The sequence below is a fragment of the Pseudomonas fluorescens genome (assembly GCF_902497855.1).
In the GTDB taxonomy this organism is placed as follows: domain Bacteria; phylum Pseudomonadota; class Gammaproteobacteria; order Pseudomonadales; family Pseudomonadaceae; genus Aquipseudomonas; species Aquipseudomonas fluorescens_BI.
Map to the genome: position 1 here is coordinate 668,380 of NZ_CABVHU010000001.1, position 17,628 is coordinate 686,007.

The 17,628-nt window shown below is 59.8% G+C and carries 14 protein-coding genes; 12 read left to right on the top strand and 2 right to left on the bottom strand.

Annotated elements, in window-relative coordinates; translation table 11 throughout:
* Positions 1-156: 156 nt before the first annotated feature.
* From F8N96_RS03090 to F8N96_RS03125, 8 genes are all read left to right on the top strand, one after another.
* Positions 157-1,209, top strand: a complete 1,053-nt coding sequence (locus F8N96_RS03090; protein WP_224794070.1) for an amidohydrolase — start codon at positions 157-159, stop codon at positions 1,207-1,209.
* Positions 1,210-1,244: 35 nt separating this feature from the next.
* Complete coding sequence (locus F8N96_RS03095; protein ID WP_150796508.1) at positions 1,245-2,219, top strand: alpha/beta fold hydrolase; 975 nt, start codon at positions 1,245-1,247, stop codon at positions 2,217-2,219.
* Between the two features lie 251 nt (positions 2,220-2,470).
* Positions 2,471-3,466, top strand: coding sequence for a GlxA family transcriptional regulator (locus F8N96_RS03100; RefSeq protein ID WP_150796509.1), 996 nt, complete (start codon positions 2,471-2,473; stop codon positions 3,464-3,466).
* A 334-nt stretch (positions 3,467-3,800) separates the two neighbouring features.
* Positions 3,801-4,490: an ABC transporter permease gene (locus F8N96_RS03105; protein WP_150796510.1), complete on the top strand. Its 690-nt coding sequence runs from the start codon at positions 3,801-3,803 to the stop codon at positions 4,488-4,490.
* Positions 4,487-5,485, top strand: coding sequence for an ABC transporter ATP-binding protein (locus F8N96_RS03110; RefSeq protein WP_150796511.1), 999 nt, complete (start codon positions 4,487-4,489; stop codon positions 5,483-5,485). The genes F8N96_RS03105 and F8N96_RS03110 overlap by 4 nt, the downstream gene beginning before the upstream one ends.
* A gap of 2 nt (positions 5,486-5,487) precedes the next feature.
* Complete coding sequence (locus tag F8N96_RS03115) at positions 5,488-6,156, top strand: ABC transporter permease (RefSeq protein WP_150796512.1); 669 nt, start codon at positions 5,488-5,490, stop codon at positions 6,154-6,156.
* A 54-nt stretch (positions 6,157-6,210) separates the two neighbouring features.
* The gene (locus F8N96_RS03120) at positions 6,211-7,092 is read left to right on the top strand and encodes a glycine betaine ABC transporter substrate-binding protein (RefSeq protein WP_224789481.1); all 882 of its coding nucleotides are present in this window, start codon (positions 6,211-6,213) and stop codon (positions 7,090-7,092) included.
* A 159-nt stretch (positions 7,093-7,251) separates the two neighbouring features.
* The gene (locus tag F8N96_RS03125) at positions 7,252-8,796 is read left to right on the top strand and encodes an amidase family protein (protein ID WP_150796514.1); all 1,545 of its coding nucleotides are present in this window, start codon (positions 7,252-7,254) and stop codon (positions 8,794-8,796) included.
* A gap of 152 nt (positions 8,797-8,948) precedes the next feature.
* Here the strand turns inward: F8N96_RS03125 and F8N96_RS03130 are convergent, their stop codons facing one another.
* On the bottom strand, positions 8,949-9,833 hold the full coding sequence (locus tag F8N96_RS03130; RefSeq protein ID WP_150796515.1) for a LysR substrate-binding domain-containing protein: 885 nt from the start codon (positions 9,831-9,833) through the stop codon (positions 8,949-8,951).
* A 159-nt stretch (positions 9,834-9,992) separates the two neighbouring features.
* Between F8N96_RS03130 and F8N96_RS03135 the strand changes: the two genes are divergently transcribed.
* Positions 9,993-13,013: an FAD-binding and (Fe-S)-binding domain-containing protein gene (locus F8N96_RS03135; RefSeq protein WP_150796516.1), complete on the top strand. Its 3,021-nt coding sequence runs from the start codon at positions 9,993-9,995 to the stop codon at positions 13,011-13,013.
* 14 nt (positions 13,014-13,027) lie between these two features.
* Here the strand turns inward: F8N96_RS03135 and F8N96_RS03140 are convergent, their stop codons facing one another.
* Entirely contained in the window at positions 13,028-13,945 is a 918-nt protein-coding gene (locus tag F8N96_RS03140) for a LysR substrate-binding domain-containing protein (protein WP_150796517.1), read from the bottom strand.
* A gap of 179 nt (positions 13,946-14,124) precedes the next feature.
* On the opposite strand from F8N96_RS03140, the gene F8N96_RS03145 reads away from it, so the two are divergent.
* The 3 genes from F8N96_RS03145 (at position 14,125) to F8N96_RS03155 (ending at position 17,627) form a co-directional block, all read left to right on the top strand.
* Entirely contained in the window at positions 14,125-15,354 is a 1,230-nt protein-coding gene (locus F8N96_RS03145; RefSeq protein ID WP_150796518.1) for a CaiB/BaiF CoA transferase family protein, read from the top strand.
* A complete protein-coding gene (gene scpB / locus F8N96_RS03150) occupies positions 15,351-16,145 on the top strand; it encodes a methylmalonyl-CoA decarboxylase (RefSeq protein WP_150796519.1) in 795 nt (264 codons plus the stop codon). The genes F8N96_RS03145 and scpB overlap by 4 nt, the downstream gene beginning before the upstream one ends.
* Before the next feature lie 129 nt (positions 16,146-16,274).
* Positions 16,275-17,627 carry an SLC13 family permease gene (locus tag F8N96_RS03155; RefSeq protein ID WP_150796520.1) on the top strand — a complete coding sequence of 451 codons (1,353 nt, stop codon included), beginning with the start codon at positions 16,275-16,277 and terminating at the stop codon, positions 17,625-17,627.
* The last annotated feature ends 1 nt before the right edge of the window (position 17,628 follow it).

Here is a 17,628-nt window from a genome sequence, read left to right on the forward strand (position 1 = left end):
ACTTCGACGGTGAGCGAAGAGTCGCAGGTGGTTCGGTTAAGCACGACGGATCTGTAGGACGACAACAAAATTTCGCCATTACCCAAACCTCACCGACGGGCCGGCGTTTCATTTCTGCGCCAGTAAAACCCTGCAGGCCGCTCCGCAGAGCGGTCCATGGGCTATTCCGGCCATTCAAATCCGCGCCGTGATCCACATCCTCCCTACCAAAAAAATCGCACATGGCGAAATTTTGATACTACACGTCGAGTTGGCGGGAGCGACGAAGCACTGACGACGATTATTGTTTTCGCACAAAAGCAGGAAACAATAATCATGCTGCCGTCGACCAAAAGAACAGACAGTCACGTTCATTTTTATACTTCGCAAGATCTGCGTCGGGTGGCCGGTTCGCTTCCCTATACGTTGCCTGAGCCGCACCCGCTGACGGCTTACCTGGATACATTGATCGATGCCGGAATCACCCCGACGCTCATCAATAACGTCCATCTCAGTATCCTGCCGGATTCGGAAAACGTGTTCGCGTCCTTCGAGGAACTGAAGAACCTCCAGGCAACAGACCCTTTGCGCTATGGGGACGTCAAACTGGTGGGTACGATCAAGGCGGAACCTGCTTACGCCACACAGGCACGTCTCTGGCACCCGCAGGTTATTGGCGCCCGAATCGTCCTGCACGATGCAAGGCCTGAAACGGTCTCTGATACCCAGTTCAGCGATGGGCAATGGTCGGCGCTTTATGCCCGCCTGCTGCCGCATCAGCACCTGCACATCTACGCGAAAGAAGCCGAGACCAATCTGCGCGTGTTGCGCCAGATTCCACGGAATGTGCGGGTCATCATCGATCACCTGGGCACCTGTCACCACGAGCGGGACATCACTGAGCCGGCTTACATCGCGCTACTCACCGAAGCGAGGGAGCGGGGCAACGTCTGGTTCAAAGGCCCCGGCTATCGCACCTCTGTTCACCCCGAGGAAACCGCTCGATTCGTGATGCAGATTGTTTGCGCAGTCGGCGCAGACAAGATTCTTCTGGAAGCAACGGATGCCCCTCATGTCGGCACTGACAACAAGGGTGTGCCGTATTCCGCCCTCTTTAATCCAAACAACGCTTTTAGCTTTGTTGATGCCGTTGCACAGCATGTTTCAACAGAAACCCGAATCCCTGTTGGCCAACTTCTCCGAGGAGCCTCTGGCCAATGGGTACGTTGATCTACGCCCACGCTCCAACTTCGAGATATCCAGCGATGACGAACATTACAACAAAAGAAATCAACTTTACCGTTAAGTACGGCGACGAAACCCTGAGCCTCAAAGGCACAGTATTCCAGCCAGAACAACCAGACGCTGCGTCGAAAAAACTGCCACCGGTCATTTTCAACTCTGGCTTCACCGGCGGGGTCACGATGTACGGCCAGCTGTTCGGTCGCGCCCTGGCAGCCCGCGGTTATCGCGTCATGACCTACGATGTGGCGGGTTTCTTTTCCAACAAGCACATCCGCAATACGATCCAGGCGGGAGACATCGAGATCACCAACGTCATCCTCGAAGACCAGAAAGATGAAGTCCTCGGTGCCGTAGACTGGGCACGCGAGCATTTCGGTGAGATGCCGGTGGTCGCCTCGTGGGCGATGGGCTCGGTCGCAAGCCTCGGTGCAGTGGCTGAGCTGGCCGCGGCCGGCGGTGAACAGATCCGCTTCTGGGTGCCGATGAGCTACACCAATATTCGTAAGCTGCAAGCCTTGCGCGCTGATCAGGGTGCTGCTGACGCCGCCATCCAGCAACTCGCGGATGACGCACCCATCCCGCCGTTCGACACCGGGACTGACGGGACCCGCCTTGGCTACTATCCGCTGGACCCTGAGACCCAGGCTTATGTTGATCAGCAACTGGGCGGCTACACCGAAGCGGGCGGCGCGGACCGTTGGCCGGGCTGCACCCACGTGACCGCGAAGTCCTACAAGTCCTATGTGGCGTATGACCCGGAGCAGTCCATCGAAGGTGCAAAAGGCTTCCCGCCGGCACTGATCATCCACGGCGCCGACAACACCCTGCACATGCCCTCGGAATCCGTGCGTCTGCACCAGAACTATCCGGGCGATGCCGGCCCGAGCGCGCTGATCATTTCGCACATGCAACATGGCCAGCAGAATCAGGTCGACAGCCCTGTGTTCCAGTCGATGATCCAGAGCATCGATGAGGCTATCCGCGCGCGCGGCTGATCCTTTGGGCAATAGCCTGAGAGACCTCGTGCACCGAGGTCTCTCAGCGACTTTTAGCGTCGCGGTACATTCCCCGAGCGACGTTCCCCGGTCACTCCGATCCGTCGCCATGCGTAGGGATTGTCCTTCGCTTTCCAAATCTGGCTGAATGCGTACCCAGGCCTTAACATAGCGTGTCCAAAGCCACTCCCTCGGGCTGGCCTGAGCTGTTCACTTGAACGGCTGGAACCACCCATGACAAGGATCTGGCGATGACGGCCCCCAGAGAATCAGCGACGTCTGTGACTAGCTACGCAACCAAGCGAATCGGGCTGCTTATTCTCCCTCAGTTCTCCATGATGGCCCTGGCCGGAGCCAGCGAGCCTTTGCGGGCGGCGAACAGACTGTCCGGCAAAACACTGTACGAGTGGACCCTGCTCACGGAATCCGGTGGGCCGGTCAGCTCCAGCAGCGGTATCGAAATCCAGTCCGTGCCGGTTGATCAGGCCCCGGAGCTGGATCGCGTTTTTGTCCTGGCAAGCCTCGACATCGAACATCAGAAACCGCCGAAAATCCTGCGCTTCCTGCAGCGCGCAGCGGCTCGCGGGATCACCGTAGGTGCATTGAGCACCGGTACGTTCATCCTCGCACGCGCCGGGTTACTGGAAGGAAAGCGCTGCACCTTGCACTGGGAGTCCATCGGTCAATTTTCGGAGGAATTCCCCACGATCGAAGTGACCAAAGAACTGTACGTCAACCATGGCAACCGCTGGACCTGTGCCGGCGGGACAGCGGCCATCGACCTCATGCTGGCGCAAATCGCGCTTGATTTCGGCAATCAGCTGGCCGCAAACATCGCCGAGCAATTTCTGCACGCCAGGATAAGAGCCCCGGAAGAACATCAGCGGATGTCGATTCAGTGGCGGTTCGGGATTCACGATCGCAGGCTGACGGCCGCCATCGGCTTCATGGAAGACAATCTGGAGAACATTGTCGGCATCGAAGAAATCGCCGACCGCTGCAATCTGTCCCATCGTCAACTGGAGCGGCTGTGGCATCAGCACTTCGGCATGACGCCGAAGAAATTTTATCTGGAGCTCAGGCTGAACGAAGCGCGGCGCTTGCTGCGTGAAAGCACCCAGCCCATTGCTTCCATCGCCTACAGCTGCGGATTTGTCTCGGCGTCGCATCTGGGCGCTGCCTACCGTCGGGTGTGGGGATGCACGCCCGGTGAAGAGCGGCGGAAATTTGATGATGCTCATTCCTGATTGCAGTCGTTGAACAGGCGGGTCAATTAACCCTAAGCCCCTGAAAAATCACTGAGCCGATCCTGCCTGTAAAACCGCATAGCTAGCTAATGACTCGGCCCGACAGGCGGAACGCTCCGGCTGGCCTTGGGGATTTGGCGATCCTGCATACTTCCTTCTTCTATCAACGATTGCACGCTGGCGTGCCACGTGACGTCGATTTTTTGATAGAAATCGTCGAGCTCAAAGCTCAGGCTGACTACGGTAGCGCGGTAATGTTTCCTATAGATCCGGCGTTCACTTCCAGATGCACGACCGACAAAAACAACAATGACGTACAGAAGGCATATCAACCATGGAAACCTTGAGTTTCATTCTGGAAAACGGCGGGCTGATCAGTCTGTTGCTCGGGCAGCACCTGCTCATCGTGGGGTTGGCGGTGGGGCTGGCGATCCTGACCGGCGTGCCTGTCGGAATCGCGATATCCCAGCACCCCAGAACGCGCCGTTGGGTCCTGGCGTTCGCCGCTGTCCTGATGACCATTCCTTCTGCCGCGCTGTTCGGGCTGATGATTCCGGCCCTGTCGCTGATCGGCTATGGGATCGGCGTTGTACCCGCGGTGATTGCGCTGTTTCTCTACTCCCAATTACCCATCATTCGAAACACCACCACCGCGATCTCCAACATCGATCCCGCCTTGCGCGAAGCGGCGATCGGCATGGGCATGTCCACCTGGCAGCGCCTGCGCAAGGTTGAGTTGCCGATTGCGGTGCCGCTGATCATGGCGGGCGTCAGGATGGCGACCGTCATCAACATCGGCATCGCGGCCATCGCGGCCTACATCGGTGCCGGCGGCCTGGGCAGCCTCATCATTCGCGGCATCGCTCAATCGGATACCCGACAGCTGTTGGCCGGCGCGATCGTCATCAGTGTGATTGCCATTGCGGCCGATTACGCACTGTACGGCTTGCAGCGCCTCCTGACGCCAAAAGGCTTGAACAAGAACAAAGTGGCCACTGGCCGAATGAAGGAAGCTACGACGTGATCCAGATCGAAAACCTGAACAAGCAATTCGGCTCAATCACTGCAGTAGAAGATGTCTCATTCAATGTTGAAGAGGGGCAGATCTGCGTACTGCTTGGGCCGTCGGGCTGCGGTAAAACCACGACGCTGAAAATGATCAACCGACTGATCACGCCCACCTCCGGCACGATCCGGATCGGTGGTCGCGACACGTCCGAACTGGACAGCGTCACCCTCAAGCGCTCGATCGGCTATGTGATCCAGCAAGTCGGGTTGTTCCCGAACATGACCGTCGAGGAAAACATCTGCGTCGTCCCCAATCTGTTGGGATGGGACAAAACCAGGAGCCGCAAGCGCGCCGCGGAGTTGCTGGAAGTGGTCGCGCTGGACCCGTCCAAATTCCTCAAGCGCTACCCCTGCGAACTGTCGGGTGGCCAGCAGCAGCGAGTAGGGGTGGCCCGGGCCTTGGCAGCGGATCCGCCGGTCATGTTGATGGATGAGCCTTTTGGCGCGATCGACCCGATCAACCGGGAAGTGATCCAGGACGAGTTCATGCGCATCCAGCGCCTCGTCAACAAGACCGTGCTGTTTGTCAGTCACGACATCGATGAAGCGGTGAAGATGGCGGACTGTGTCGCGCTGTTCCACAACGGAAAAATCCAGCAGTTCGGCACCTCGGATGATCTGCTGGCCCGGCCCAACAGCGAGTTCGTGGCGAACTTCATGGGCGGCGACCGGATCATGAAACGCTTGCGTCTGCTGCGCGCGGCTGACGTGGCCAGCAAGGTCCCACCACGGGAACACATGCAGATCGTGGGCGGCAACAGCGGTGTTACTTCGCACACGCACCTGATCGTCAAGCCCGGGGATGACCTGCGCCAGGTGCTATCGCAACTGCTGGGACGCGGCCAGGACTGGGCACTGTGCAACGACAGCAACGGACGCTTTATCGGCTATGTCCACCAGGCCGACATTCTGGCGCGACTTGTTGAAAACATTACTCCGGTGGTGCACTGACAATGTCTGACTTACTGAGCAGATTGTGGGAAGGGCTGCAGTTTTACTGGGGCGACATCAGCTACCTGACGGTCCAGCATCTGCAGCTTGTGGCGATCAGCGGGGCGCTGGCCCTGGCCATCGCGCTGCCGTTGGGCGTGTGGATGAGCCGTCCGGCGAACCAGCGTTATGCCATGGCCAGCATGCAGGTGCTCAACGTCGGGCAGGCAATCCCCAAGCTCGCGTTGCTGGCGTTGGCCATGAGCTTTATCGGCGTCGGCAGCGGCGCGGCCATCATCGGCTTGTTTGTCGCGACCTTGTTACCCGTGGCGGTCAACACCTATGAAGGCTTGCGCGCCGTGCCGCAGCACTTGGTCGAAGCGGCCGAGGCCATGGGCATGACACCCCGCGAAACGCTGTGGAAGGTCGAAATTCCGAATGCGATGAACGTGATTTTCGCAGGCATCCGCACGGCGCTGGCGATCAACGTCGGTACCGCACCGCTGGCCTTCCTGGTCGGTGGCGGCGGGCTGGGCGAGTTGATCTTTACCGGCATCGACCTGAACGACTTCGGCATGATGCTGGCCGGCGCCATAGCGACTGCGCTGTTGGCGATTGCAGTCGATCTGGGCTGCGGCTTGATTCAAAACATTGCAGTGTCACGGGGCTTGAGGTTGGCCGGGCGCGAATGAATCTGAAGACCATAGACAAAAATCAATAATATGAGGTGCACGATGATTTATCGAATGCTAGCCAGTCTGATCTTTACCCTGAGTCTTGTTTCAGGCGTTGTGGGCAGTGCTTCTGCCAACAGCACGATTGTGGTCGGCGGCAAGAAATTTACCGAGCAGCAATTGGTTGCCGAGATGACCACTCAACTCCTGCGCGCCAATGGCTACAGCGTCGATAAACGCCCGGACCTGGGCTCCTCCGTCTTGCGCGCGGCGCAAGAGAATGGGCAGGTCGATGTGTATTGGGAATACACCGGCACTTCGCTGATTACTTACAATAAAGTCACGGACAAACTCGACGCTGAACAGACATACAAGAAGATCAGCGAGCTTGACGCGCAAAAGGGCATCACCTGGTTGAACCCTTCCAAGGCCAATAACACCTACGCCTTTGCCATGCGCAAGGACGAGGCCGAGAAGGATGGCATCGTCTCCATCAGCGATCTTGCGAAGAAGATTGAAACAGGCAAGTCCTATAAATTCGCCTCCAACGCTGAGTTCTTTTCGCGACCCGATGGCTTGCGTCCTCTGCAAGAGACGTACAAGTTTGAATTCGAGCGCAAGAACATCGTTCGCATGGACGGCGGGCTGACCTACCAGGCGCTCAGGGATGGGCAGGTCGACCTGGCCTTGGTCCTGTCGACGGATGGGCGAATCCCGGCCTTCGGCTTCGTGGTGCTGAAGGACGATAAAGGCTTCTTCCCCAGCTACGCGCTGACGCCAGTGATTCGCACTGAAGTGTTCAAGGAGAATCCAAAGATCGGCGAGTTGCTTAACGCCCTGTCGTCCAAGCTGGACGACGACACCATTGCGGGGCTCAATTCCCGGGTCGACGTCGGCCGTGAGTCCATCGAGAGCGTGTCCAAGGAATTTCTTCAGAAGAATAAGCTGCTCTAGTGAGTTCGCGGTGGCGTTGAAGTCACCCGGTTCGATCATGACTGTCCGGGCCAGCTGAATATCGCTGGCCTCTTTTTATCCTGCCTATTTGTATCGCTCACCCCATTAGCCCGGGGCATGAGCTCATTTCGTTCGTCTGTACTTATTAGGTGACTACCCATGCAGTTGAATAAGAAGTTCGTGGCGTGTTCGTTTTTGCTGGTGGCGGCAAGTGCTCAGGCAGATGGCGGTATCGAGCGCATGACCCTTGCCGATATGCGTCATGCGTTGAATAACGGGACCCTCAGTTCCGAGCAGCTGGTCCGGCACTATCTGGATAACATTCAGGCGAACAATCATCAGGGCCAAAACATCAATGCGTTGGTGACCGTCAATGAACAGGCGATCGATCAGGCCCGCCAGTGGGATGCTGAACGGGCGAAAAATCCCAATGCCCGGTACGCACCACTGGCCGGTATTCCGTTCGTGGTGAAGGACAACTTCGACACCGCCGGTATGGTCACCTCCGGCGGGTCCTACGTGCTGCGTTCTTCTGTGCCGAGCCAGGATGCCTTCGCCGTCAAGAAGCTGATCGACGGGCAAGCCATTCTGCTCGGCAAGGCCAACCTGTCGGAACTGGCCGCGTCGTTTGGCTGGTTTGGCTACAGCTCGTTTGGCGGCCAGACGCTGAACCCGAGAAACACCAAGCGTGATGCGTCGGGCTCCAGCAGCGGTTCTGCCGCGTCGGTAGCGGCGGCGTTTGCACCCTTTGCCCTGGGCTCGGACACCAGCGGCTCGATCCGCGCGCCGGCCAGCGTCACCGGCACGGTGGGTTTGCGACCTTCGCTGGGGCTGATCAGCCGTAGCGGCATTATCCCGCTGTCGCTTGCGTTCGATACCGGTGGTGTCATCACCAACAGTGTGCTGGACCAGGCCATCGTGCTGGACGCGATCAAGGGTCAGGACAAAACCGACCCGGCGACCCTGGATATTGCCGCAGACAAAATACAGTTCGAACCCGCGCTGAGCGCTACCTCGTTGCAAGGCAAGACCATCGGGGTGATCACCAACTTCACAGGCGCCAACCCGGAGGTGGATGCGGTCTTTAAAACCGCCCGGGAAACCCTCGGCAAACGCGGTGCGAAGGTCGTCTCCATCGAATTGCCAAAAGCCTTTGAAACCCTATGGGGCGACGTGCTCGGCCCTGTGGGGGAGAGCGAATTCAAACCGCAATTCGAACGCTATCTGGCTACCCTCAACCCGAGCCAACCCCGAACGCTGGCGCAGTTTCTCGACCTGGCGAAGAAAAATCAGGCGCAAAACGGTGCGCATGGCATGAACCCGGCACGCTTGGCCGGCCTGGAAACAGTAGCGAATGCCACGAGCACCGATTCGCCGCAGTACATCTCCATCCTTTCCCGGAAGATTCCGCAGCTGCGTGCGGAGCTGATGGGCATCATGAAGAAGAATAACGTGGACAGCCTGTTCTTCGCGACCATCAACTGCCCGGCTTCGGTGGTCCAGGGCGTGACCGATGACAGTTACGTGTGCACATCCGGCGATACCTACGCTGCGTCGTACATTGCCTCCGCGACTGGATTCCCCGAGATCACCGTTCCGGCAGGCACGATCAAGGGCAACCTGCCGGTCGGTGTTTCGTTCCTCGGCGGCTACGGCGAAGACGCCAAGGTGGTCGGTTTTGGTTACGCGTTCCTCGGGCGGTAGTTCCACAGATTCAGCGCAGCCCTGTAGGAGCCGAGCTTGCTCGCGATGGACGCGAACGATAACGCGGGGCACCAGAATGCCCGCGTCGGCTGAACGTTTTTTCGCGGGCAAGCCACGCTCCCACAGGTTCTGCGCGGTTCAGGCGGCATCGTTCAGATCTGTTCCAGCAACCAGGTACGGAACGCGACGAGCGACGGCAGCATTTCGTTGCGCGGCGGGTAGGCCAGGTAGTAACTGCGCTGGCTGGCGAAGGGCTGGTCGAGGCTGATCAGCTCGGCGTTGGCCAGCTCGTCGGCCACCAGAATACGCGGCACCAGGCCGATGCCGATACCGGCCCTGACGGCCTGGATCAAATGCGAGGTCAGTTCGAAACTCGGCCCCAGCCGCATCATTCGATGGGGCAGGCCGTGGTGGCTGAACCACTCACCCCAGACGTTGGCGTTGCTTGCGACGTTGAGTAGCGTCTGGCTGCCAATACGCTCCGCGGTCCATACGTCATGCAGCTCGGCCGCTTCTGGAGAAATAATCACCATCAGTTCTTCGGTGTGCAGGCGATGGCTGATCAACCCCGGCAAGTCGGCGCTGCCAACGACGATTGCGGCATCGATGCCGCTGGTTTCGAAGTCGATGGCGTCGATCCGCGAGTTGATGTGCACCAGCATGCCGGGATGGGTCTTGTAGAAGTCATGCAGGCGTGGCAACAACCACTTCGAGCCGAAGGTTGGCAACGTGGCCAGGCGCAAGGTGCCGCTGCCGGACTGATAGGCCATCGCCTGCAAGGTGGCACTGCGGATGCGTCCGAGCGCTTCAGTCATCTCCCGCTGGTACAGGCGACCGACATCGGTCAATTGCACTTGCCGGCCTTCACGGCGAAACAGCGTCAGGCCCAGTTGTTGTTCCAGCGCCTGGACTTGGCGGCTCACGGCGCTTTGGGTCAGTGACAGTTCCAGCGCGGCGCGGGTGTAGCTCTCATGGCGGGCGGCGGCTTCAAAGGCCAGCAGCAACGACATCGAAGGGGTGAGGTGACGGTAATTCATTCGTAAAAGTCATCGATAGCGGCAGGATTATCCGTTTGTCCCACGCCAGAGCCTGCAGGATCATTGGCGTAGCCGAAAACCTGAGGCTGAGCCATTAATGCTCAGACGACAAGTGTTTTGAATTTTTCCATGATTAGACCGACAAGAGAACAGCCTGCGATGATCGCCCAGTTGCCCACCGTTGCACTCGCGGCAGACTACCCGCAATTCCTGCAAGCCCTGCGGGCCAGCGGTTTTCGCGGTCAGCTCAGCGCCGACTACGCCACCCGCACCGTGCTGGCCACCGACAACTCGATTTACCAGCGTCTGCCGCAAGCGGCGGTATTCCCTCTGGACGCGGACGACATCGCGCGCATTGCGACCTTGATGGCCGAACCACGCTTTCGCCAGATCAAACTGACCCCGCGCGGAGGTGGCACCGGCACCAACGGCCAGTCATTGACCGATGGCATCGTGGTCGACCTGTCGCGGCACATGAACACCATCCTCGAAATCAACGTCGCCGAGCGCTGGGTGCGGGTGCAGGCGGGCGTGGTCAAGGATCAGCTCAATGCCGCGCTCAAGCCTCATGGGCTGTTTTTCGCCCCGGAGTTGTCGACATCCAATCGCGCCACTGTCGGCGGCATGATTAACACCGACGCCAGCGGCCAGGGCAGTTGCACCTACGGCAAGACCCGCGATCACGTCCTGGAACTGCATAGCGTACTGCTCGGCGGTGAGCGCCTGCACAGCCAGCCGCTGTCCGACGCGGAACTGCAAGCAGCGTGCACCCAGCCCGGCCGAATCGGCGAAGTGTACCGGGTGGCGCGGCATATTCAGGAAACCCAGGCTCACCTGATCGAAGCCGTGTTCCCCAAGCTCAATCGTTGCCTGACCGGCTATGACCTGGCGCACCTGCGCGATGAGCACGGGCGTTTCAACCTCAACAGCGTGCTGTGCGGCGCGGAAGGCTCGTTGGGCTACATCGTCGAAGCCAAACTCAACGTGCTGCCGATCCCGAAATATTCGGTGCTGGTGAACGTGCGCTACGGCAGCTTCATGGATGCGTTGCGTGACGCCAATGCCTTGTTGGCGCACAAGCCGTTGTCCATCGAAACCGTGGACTCCAAGGTGTTGCTGCTGGCGATGAAAGACATCGTCTGGCACAGCGTTGCCGAGTATTTCCCGGCCGACGCCGGGCGCGCGACGCTGGGCATCAATCTGGTGGAGTTCAGCGGCGATGACGTGGCGCAAGTGAACGCTCGGGTGGCGTCGTTTGTGCAGCACCTGCAATCAGACACCAGGATCGAGCGCCTGGGCCATACGTTGGCCGAAGGCGCCGAAGCCGTAAGCCGTGTCTACACCATGCGCAAACGCTCGGTTGGCCTGTTGGGCAACGTCGACGGCGAGGTTCGTGCGCAGCCTTTCGTTGAAGATACCGCTGTGCCGCCAGAAAAACTGGCCGACTACATCGCCGAGTTTCGTGCGTTGCTGGACAGCTATAACCTGGCGTACGGCATGTTCGGTCACGTCGATGCGGGCGTGTTGCACGTGCGCCCGGCGCTGGACATGAAAGACCCGGCCCAGGCCGCGCTGGTCAAGCCGATTTCCGATGCCGTGGCCGAGTTGACCCGGCGTTACGGTGGGCTGCTGTGGGGCGAGCATGGCAAGGGATTGCGTTCGGAATATGTGCCCGGGTTTTTTGGCGAGTTGTATCCGTCGCTGCAATTGCTCAAGGGCGCGTTCGACCCGCACAATCAGCTCAATCCCGGCAAGATCTGCACCCCGCCGGATGCCGCCCAGGGCTTGCTCAAGGTCAACGAAGTGACGTTGCGCGGTGATCTGGATCGGCAGATCGACGAGCGCGTCTGGCAAAGCTTCGGTACCGCCATGCACTGCAACGGTAACGGCGCCTGCTACAACTACGACCCCGACGATGCGATGTGCCCGTCGTGGAAAGCCACCCGTGAACGCCAGCATTCGCCGAAGGGCAGGGCGTCATTGATTCGCGAGTGGTTGCGCCTGCAAGGCGCGGCCAATATCGATGTATTGCAAGCGGCCCGAGGCAAGTTGTCGTGGTTGAGCGGGTTGCCGACACGGTTGCGCAATAACCTGGCGCGCTCCCGTGGCGAGGCGGATTTCTCCCACGAAGTCTACGACGCGATGGCCGGTTGCCTGGCCTGTAAATCCTGTGCCGGACAATGCCCGGTCAAGGTCAATGTCCCGGAATTCCGCTCGCGTTTTCTCGAGCTGTACCACGGTCGTTATCAGCGCCCGCTCCGTGATTACCTGATCGGCTCGCTGGAGTTCACCATTCCTTACATGGCTTACGCGCCGGGCCTGTACAACGCGGTGATGGGCTCGAGATGGGTGAGCCGTCTGCTTGAGCGACAGGTCGGCATGCTGGACAGTCCGCTGATCCACCGCCATGACTTGCAGGCCACCTTGACCCGTTGCAAGGTCGCTGTCGCCAGCGTGCCAGCCCTGCGCGAACTGACTGCAGCACAACGTGAGCGCAGCGTGGTGCTGGTGCAGGACGCCTTCACCCGTTACTTCGAAACCCCGTTGCTGGCGAGCTTTATCCAGTTGGCGCATGCGATGGGCTTTCGGGTGTTTTTGGCGCCCTATAGCGCCAACGGCAAGCCTTTGCACGTGCAGGGTTTCCTCGGCGCCTTCGCCAAGGCAGCGATCCGCAACGCCACTCAGCTCAAGGCGCTCGCCGATTGCGGCGTGTCGCTGGTAGGACTGGACCCGGCGATGACGCTGGTCTACCGCCAGGAATATCAGAAAGTACCAGGACTCAACGATTGCCCGAAGGTCTTGCTGCCTCAGGAATGGCTCGTCGACGCGCTACCCGAAAACCCGCACACCGCGACCGGGACCTTCCGTTTGTTGGCGCACTGCACCGAGAAAACCAATGTCCCGGCCAGTTCTGCGCAATGGGAAACCGTGTTCGCCCGGCTAGGGCTCAAGCTGATGACGGAGGCAAGCGGCTGCTGCGGCATGTCCGGAACCTATGGCCACGAATCCCGGAACCAGGACACCTCGCGGACCATTTTCGAGCAGTCATGGGCCGGCAAGCTGGACAAAAAAGGTGAGGCGCTCGCTACGGGGTATTCCTGCCGCAGCCAGGTGAAGCGTCTGGCCGACAGGCAGCTGCGTCATCCGCTGGAGGTGGTGTTGGAGCATTATTCGGGATGAGGGCGACGGCCCCGTCACTGCCCATCTGCCCACCCCGGCTGCCGCCCGAATTCCTCGAACAGCTCGAAAATGGTCGATTTGACCTTCTGCACGGCATTGCTCTCTACAACCGTGTCATGCCAGCACAGCGACAGATCCCGCTTGAACAGTCGATGATCGATCCTGGCCAGCTTAAGCCTGTGCTGCCCAAGCTCAACATGGGCAGCAGCCCACGGCAGGATCGTGACACCGAGCCGCGCCTTGACGGCTGAGAACAACAGGTCGGTGGAATTGGCTTCGAATTCAACCTCGCATTTCAGGCCGGCCTCCTGCAGTGCAAATTCGACCCGACTGCGAATGGTGTTCGGGGCACAGGGCAGCACCAGCGGCATCTTCGCCAATGCCTCAATCGATACCGGTTCATCCGCTAATGCAAATTCCGGCCACGCCACCAGGTACAGCGTTTCGGTTAACAGCTTGCGCAAAGCCATGCCCCGGGTTTCGACCGCATCGACATTCACCGCCAATGCCACTCGTCCTACCGTGATCAGGCGTCCGAGTTCGGCGCTCGGGGCATCGATCAATTCCAGCTTGATCCCCGGATAACGGCTACGAATCGTGCGCGCGAGCGGAATTGCCAACAGGCGCGCCGTACTCGACGGCATGCCGACCGAGACTTTGCCTTGCGGGAAATCGGCGTCCTGGCGCAGCAATTCCTGGGTGCCGTCGGCCTGGCGCAGCAGCTCGATGGCATGCCGATAAAGCGTTTGCCCTGCCGCCGTGGGAACAACGCCATGCACGCTGCGCTCGAGCAGTTGCATGCCCATGTCCTGCTCCAGGTTGCGCATCTGCTGGCTGATGGCTGGCTGCGCGATATGCAGCGCTTCACTGGCGCGGGTGATGTTCCCGTGCTCGACCACCTTGATGAAATACCGCAACTGGCGCAGGTCCATGTGTCCCCCTTTCAAGCCATATGATTTTACGATGAATACAGAGGAATATCATATTTGAAGGATATGAGATACGACGCCTAGACTCGCTTCACAACAAACGAAGCGCTAACGGCCGTCAAAGGCAATCAGCGCCTCAACAGGCCTTGGCGCCCGTATTCAACCCTTCACTGGAGAACCCTATGCAAGCTTTGCAAGGCGTGAAAATCGTCGATCTGAGTCGCGCATTGTCGGGGCCGTTCTGCACCATGGTGCTGGCAGACCTCGGTGCCGATGTAATCAAGATCGAGCCCGGCCCGAATGGCGACATGAGCCGCACCTGGGGTCCCTTCGACCGGGGCGTGAGCACCTACTATTTATCCTGTAACCGCAACAAACGCGGCATGTGCATTGACTTGCGCAATCGCGAAGGGTTGGCCACCATCGAGCAACTGATCGATGACGCCGACGTCGTCATCGAGAACTTCAAACCCGGCACGCTGGAAAGCATGGGCCTCGGTTATGAGGTGCTCAGCGCCCGCAATCCGCGACTGGTAATGGGCAGCATCAACGCCTTTGGCGCCGACGGGCCGATGAGCGGTTGGCCGGGCTTCGACCAGATCGCCCAAGGCTACTCGGGGCTGATGAGCCTGACCGGTTTCGTCGATGGCGACCCGACACGCACCGGCACCGCCATCGGCGATTTGACCTCGGGCATGTGGTTGGTTACAGCGGTGCTGGCCGCGCTGCTCGAGCGCGAGCGCACCGGGCGCGGCCAGCATGTCAGCACGTCGCTGCTGGCCAGTCTGGTCGGGCTGTTGAGTGTGCACGGCCAACGCTACCTCAGCCTGGGGGATGTGCCGCGTCGCACCGGCAACGCCCATTCGGTGATTGCGCCTTACGGCGTGTTCCAGACCAAGGATGGCCCGCTCAATCTGGCGCCGATCACCTCGGCCATGTGGGGGCGCTTGTGCGTACTGCTCGATTTGCCCGAGCTGCCGGACGATCCGCGCTTCGCCACCAATGAAGCGAGGGTCGAACGTCGTGACCAATTGAGAGAGATTCTGGAGAGTCGGTTGAAAACCCGCAGCAAACGCGAGTGGACCTCGCTGTTCGTCGACGCAGGATTACCCGCCGGCCCGATCAACACACTCGATGAGGTCTTCGACGACCCGCAGGTGTTGCACAGCCAACTGACCGAGACACTTGCGCACCCAACACTCGGTGCACTGCGGCAGGTAGTGACCCCGGTGTTCGGCGCCACTGCCAGCGTGGTCAGCCGTCCACCGCCACTGCTGGGCGAACACACCGTCGAAGTATTGCGCGAAGCCGGTTTCGACGCTGCATCGATCAACGCACTGCTCGCCGCTAACATAGTGTTCCAGAACACCGATGACATGACCGGCGCGCAATCGACAGGAACCGCACAATGAATCCAGCCTCTTCCACCACCGTGACCGTCAACCACGTCGATGAACGCATCGCGCGGCTGGTCTTCAGCAACCCCACACACCGCAATGCACTCAGCGCGCAACTGCTGACGGCGCTCGACGAAAGTCTCGTCGCCCTGGCGTCACAACGCGTCCCGGTGGTGATCCTCGGCAGCGAAGTCGGCCAATCCGTGTGGAGTGCCGGCCACGATATCCGCGAACTGCAACACGACCGCGACCCGATTGCCTATGGCAAACCGCTCGAACAGGTATTGCGCCGCATCCGCGCCTATCCCGGCGTGGTGATTGCCCTGGTGTCCGGCTCGGTGTGGGGCGGCGCGGTGGACCTGGTCATGAGCTGCGACATGGTCGTCGCGGACCACAGCGCAAGCTTTGCCATGACGCCAGTGAACATTGGATTGCCGTACACCACCAGTGGACTGCTGCGCTTCTTCAACAATTTGCCGATTCATGTGTTGAAGGAGATGTTTTTCACTGCACAGAAGCTCGATGCGCAGCGGGCGGAACGGTTTGGCCTGGTCAACAGGCTGGTCGACACTGATGTACTGGAAGCCACCGCGCTGGAACTGGCACACGGCATCGCCAGCAAAGCGCCGTTGGCCGTTGCGGCGGTCAAGGAACAGCTGCGTATTCTCGAAGACCTGCAACCGATTCCGGTGCAGGCGATGGAGCAGATTGCCGAACTGCGCCGACAAGCCTGCAAAAGTGCTGACTTTAGCGAAGGGCTGGCAGCCTTTGCCGAACGCCGGCCGCCGGTGTTCAGTGGCAATTAGCACGACAGATTCCTATCGCAATCGTTTCGGCACGCCCGGCCTGACGCAAATCGGTTGCTAAACATCCCGGAAAAATAACAACAAGGACGGTACCTGCGGGACCGTCCGAATGCGGGGAGTCAGATTGAAATGAATAATGAGATTCTGTCGATTTTAGTACTGGTGGTCATTTTCGGCATCGCCAGCGTGTTGCCCATCAACATGGGCGCGCTGGCGTTCGCGGCGGCGTTCATCGTCGGTTCGGTGATCATGGACCTGACATCGGCGACCATCTTTGCCGGCTTTCCCAGTGACCTGTTCCTGACGTTGGTCGGTGTCACCTATTTGTTCGGCATCGCCCAGAACAACGGCACCATCGACTGGCTGATCGAACGGGCCGTGTTGATGGTGCGTGGCCATGTCGCCTGGATACCCTGGGTGATGTTCGTGGTGGCGGCGCTGCTCACCGGTTTCGGTGCGCTGAGCCCTGCAGTGGCAGCGATCCTTGCGCCTATTGCGCTCAACTTCGCCGTGCAGTACCGCATCAACCCGGTACTCATGGGACTGATGGTGATTCACGGTGCCCAGGGCGGCAGCTTCTCGCCCGTGAGTATTTTCGGTGGCATCACCAATCAGATCGTTGCGTCCTCCGGGCTGCCTTATGCACCGCTCACGCTGTTCATCACCAGCCTGCTGTTCAACCTGGGGATTGCCATGGTGGTATTCGTAGTCTTCGGTGGTTTACGCAGCGCTCGCCTGTCGCTGGTGCCGGTCTCGCCCGGTCCAGCGTTGCATGCTGGCGGTGCATCGCTGGCCATTCTTGGCCACGGCGGTACGCCGGCGTCCCCGGCGTATCACCGCGCTGACCTGACGGGCGCCGGTGCGCCGCTGCAGACCGTCAGCGGCCTGGACGGGGCCAAGCTGTCGACACTGGTCGGACTGTTGGCCCTGGCGATCTCGGCATTAGTGTTCAAGTTCAATATCGGGTTGGTGGCCATGACGGTCGCGGTAGTCCTGGCCATGTTCGCGCCTAAGGCGCAGAAGGCGGCCATCGACAAGGTCAGTTGGTCGACCGTTCTGCTGATCACCGGGATCATCACTTACATCGGCGTGATGCAAACCATCGGTACCATCGACTATGTCGCCCATGGCATCTCCGGCTTGGGTGAACCGCTGCTGGTGGCCTTGCTGCTGTGCTTCACCGCCGCAATCATCTCGTCCTTCGCCTCGTCCACGGCGTTGCTGGGGGTGATCATTCCCCTGGCCGTGCCATTCCTGAGCCAGGGCCACATCAGTGCGGTCGGCGTGGTCGCGGCCATCGCCATTTCCACCACCATCGTCGACACCAGCCCGTTCTCCACCAATGGTGCGCTGGTGGTTGCCAATACACCCCAGCAGGAGCGGGAAAAAGTGTTGCGCAGCCTGCTGATCTACAGCGCGGTGATAGCCCTGGTGGGACCCTGTGTCGCCTGGTTGACCCTGGTGGTGCCCGGGGTGCTTTGAA

Bases quoted from the DNA above. Each gene is read 5' to 3' on its own strand.
- F8N96_RS03090 (WP_224794070.1), top strand. From the start codon at position 157: ATGGGCTATTCCGGCCATTCAAATCCGCGCCGTGATCCACATCCTCCC.
- F8N96_RS03155 (WP_150796520.1), top strand. From the start codon at position 16,275: ATGAATAATGAGATTCTGTCGATTTTAGTACTGGTGGTCATTTTCGGC.
- F8N96_RS03115 (WP_150796512.1), top strand. From the start codon at position 5,488: ATGTCTGACTTACTGAGCAGATTGTGGGAAGGGCTGCAGTTTTACTGG.
- F8N96_RS03105 (WP_150796510.1), top strand. From the start codon at position 3,801: ATGGAAACCTTGAGTTTCATTCTGGAAAACGGCGGGCTGATCAGTCTG.
- F8N96_RS03120 (WP_224789481.1), top strand. From the start codon at position 6,211: ATGCTAGCCAGTCTGATCTTTACCCTGAGTCTTGTTTCAGGCGTTGTG.
- F8N96_RS03145 (WP_150796518.1), top strand. From the start codon at position 14,125: ATGCAAGCTTTGCAAGGCGTGAAAATCGTCGATCTGAGTCGCGCATTG.
- F8N96_RS03095 (WP_150796508.1), top strand. From the start codon at position 1,245: ATGACGAACATTACAACAAAAGAAATCAACTTTACCGTTAAGTACGGC.
- F8N96_RS03140 (WP_150796517.1), bottom strand. From the start codon at position 13,945: ATGGACCTGCGCCAGTTGCGGTATTTCATCAAGGTGGTCGAGCACGGG.
- F8N96_RS03130 (WP_150796515.1), bottom strand. From the start codon at position 9,833: ATGAATTACCGTCACCTCACCCCTTCGATGTCGTTGCTGCTGGCCTTT.
- scpB (WP_150796519.1), top strand. From the start codon at position 15,351: ATGAATCCAGCCTCTTCCACCACCGTGACCGTCAACCACGTCGATGAA.
- F8N96_RS03125 (WP_150796514.1), top strand. From the start codon at position 7,252: ATGCAGTTGAATAAGAAGTTCGTGGCGTGTTCGTTTTTGCTGGTGGCG.
- F8N96_RS03100 (WP_150796509.1), top strand. From the start codon at position 2,471: ATGACGGCCCCCAGAGAATCAGCGACGTCTGTGACTAGCTACGCAACC.
- F8N96_RS03135 (WP_150796516.1), top strand. From the start codon at position 9,993: ATGATCGCCCAGTTGCCCACCGTTGCACTCGCGGCAGACTACCCGCAA.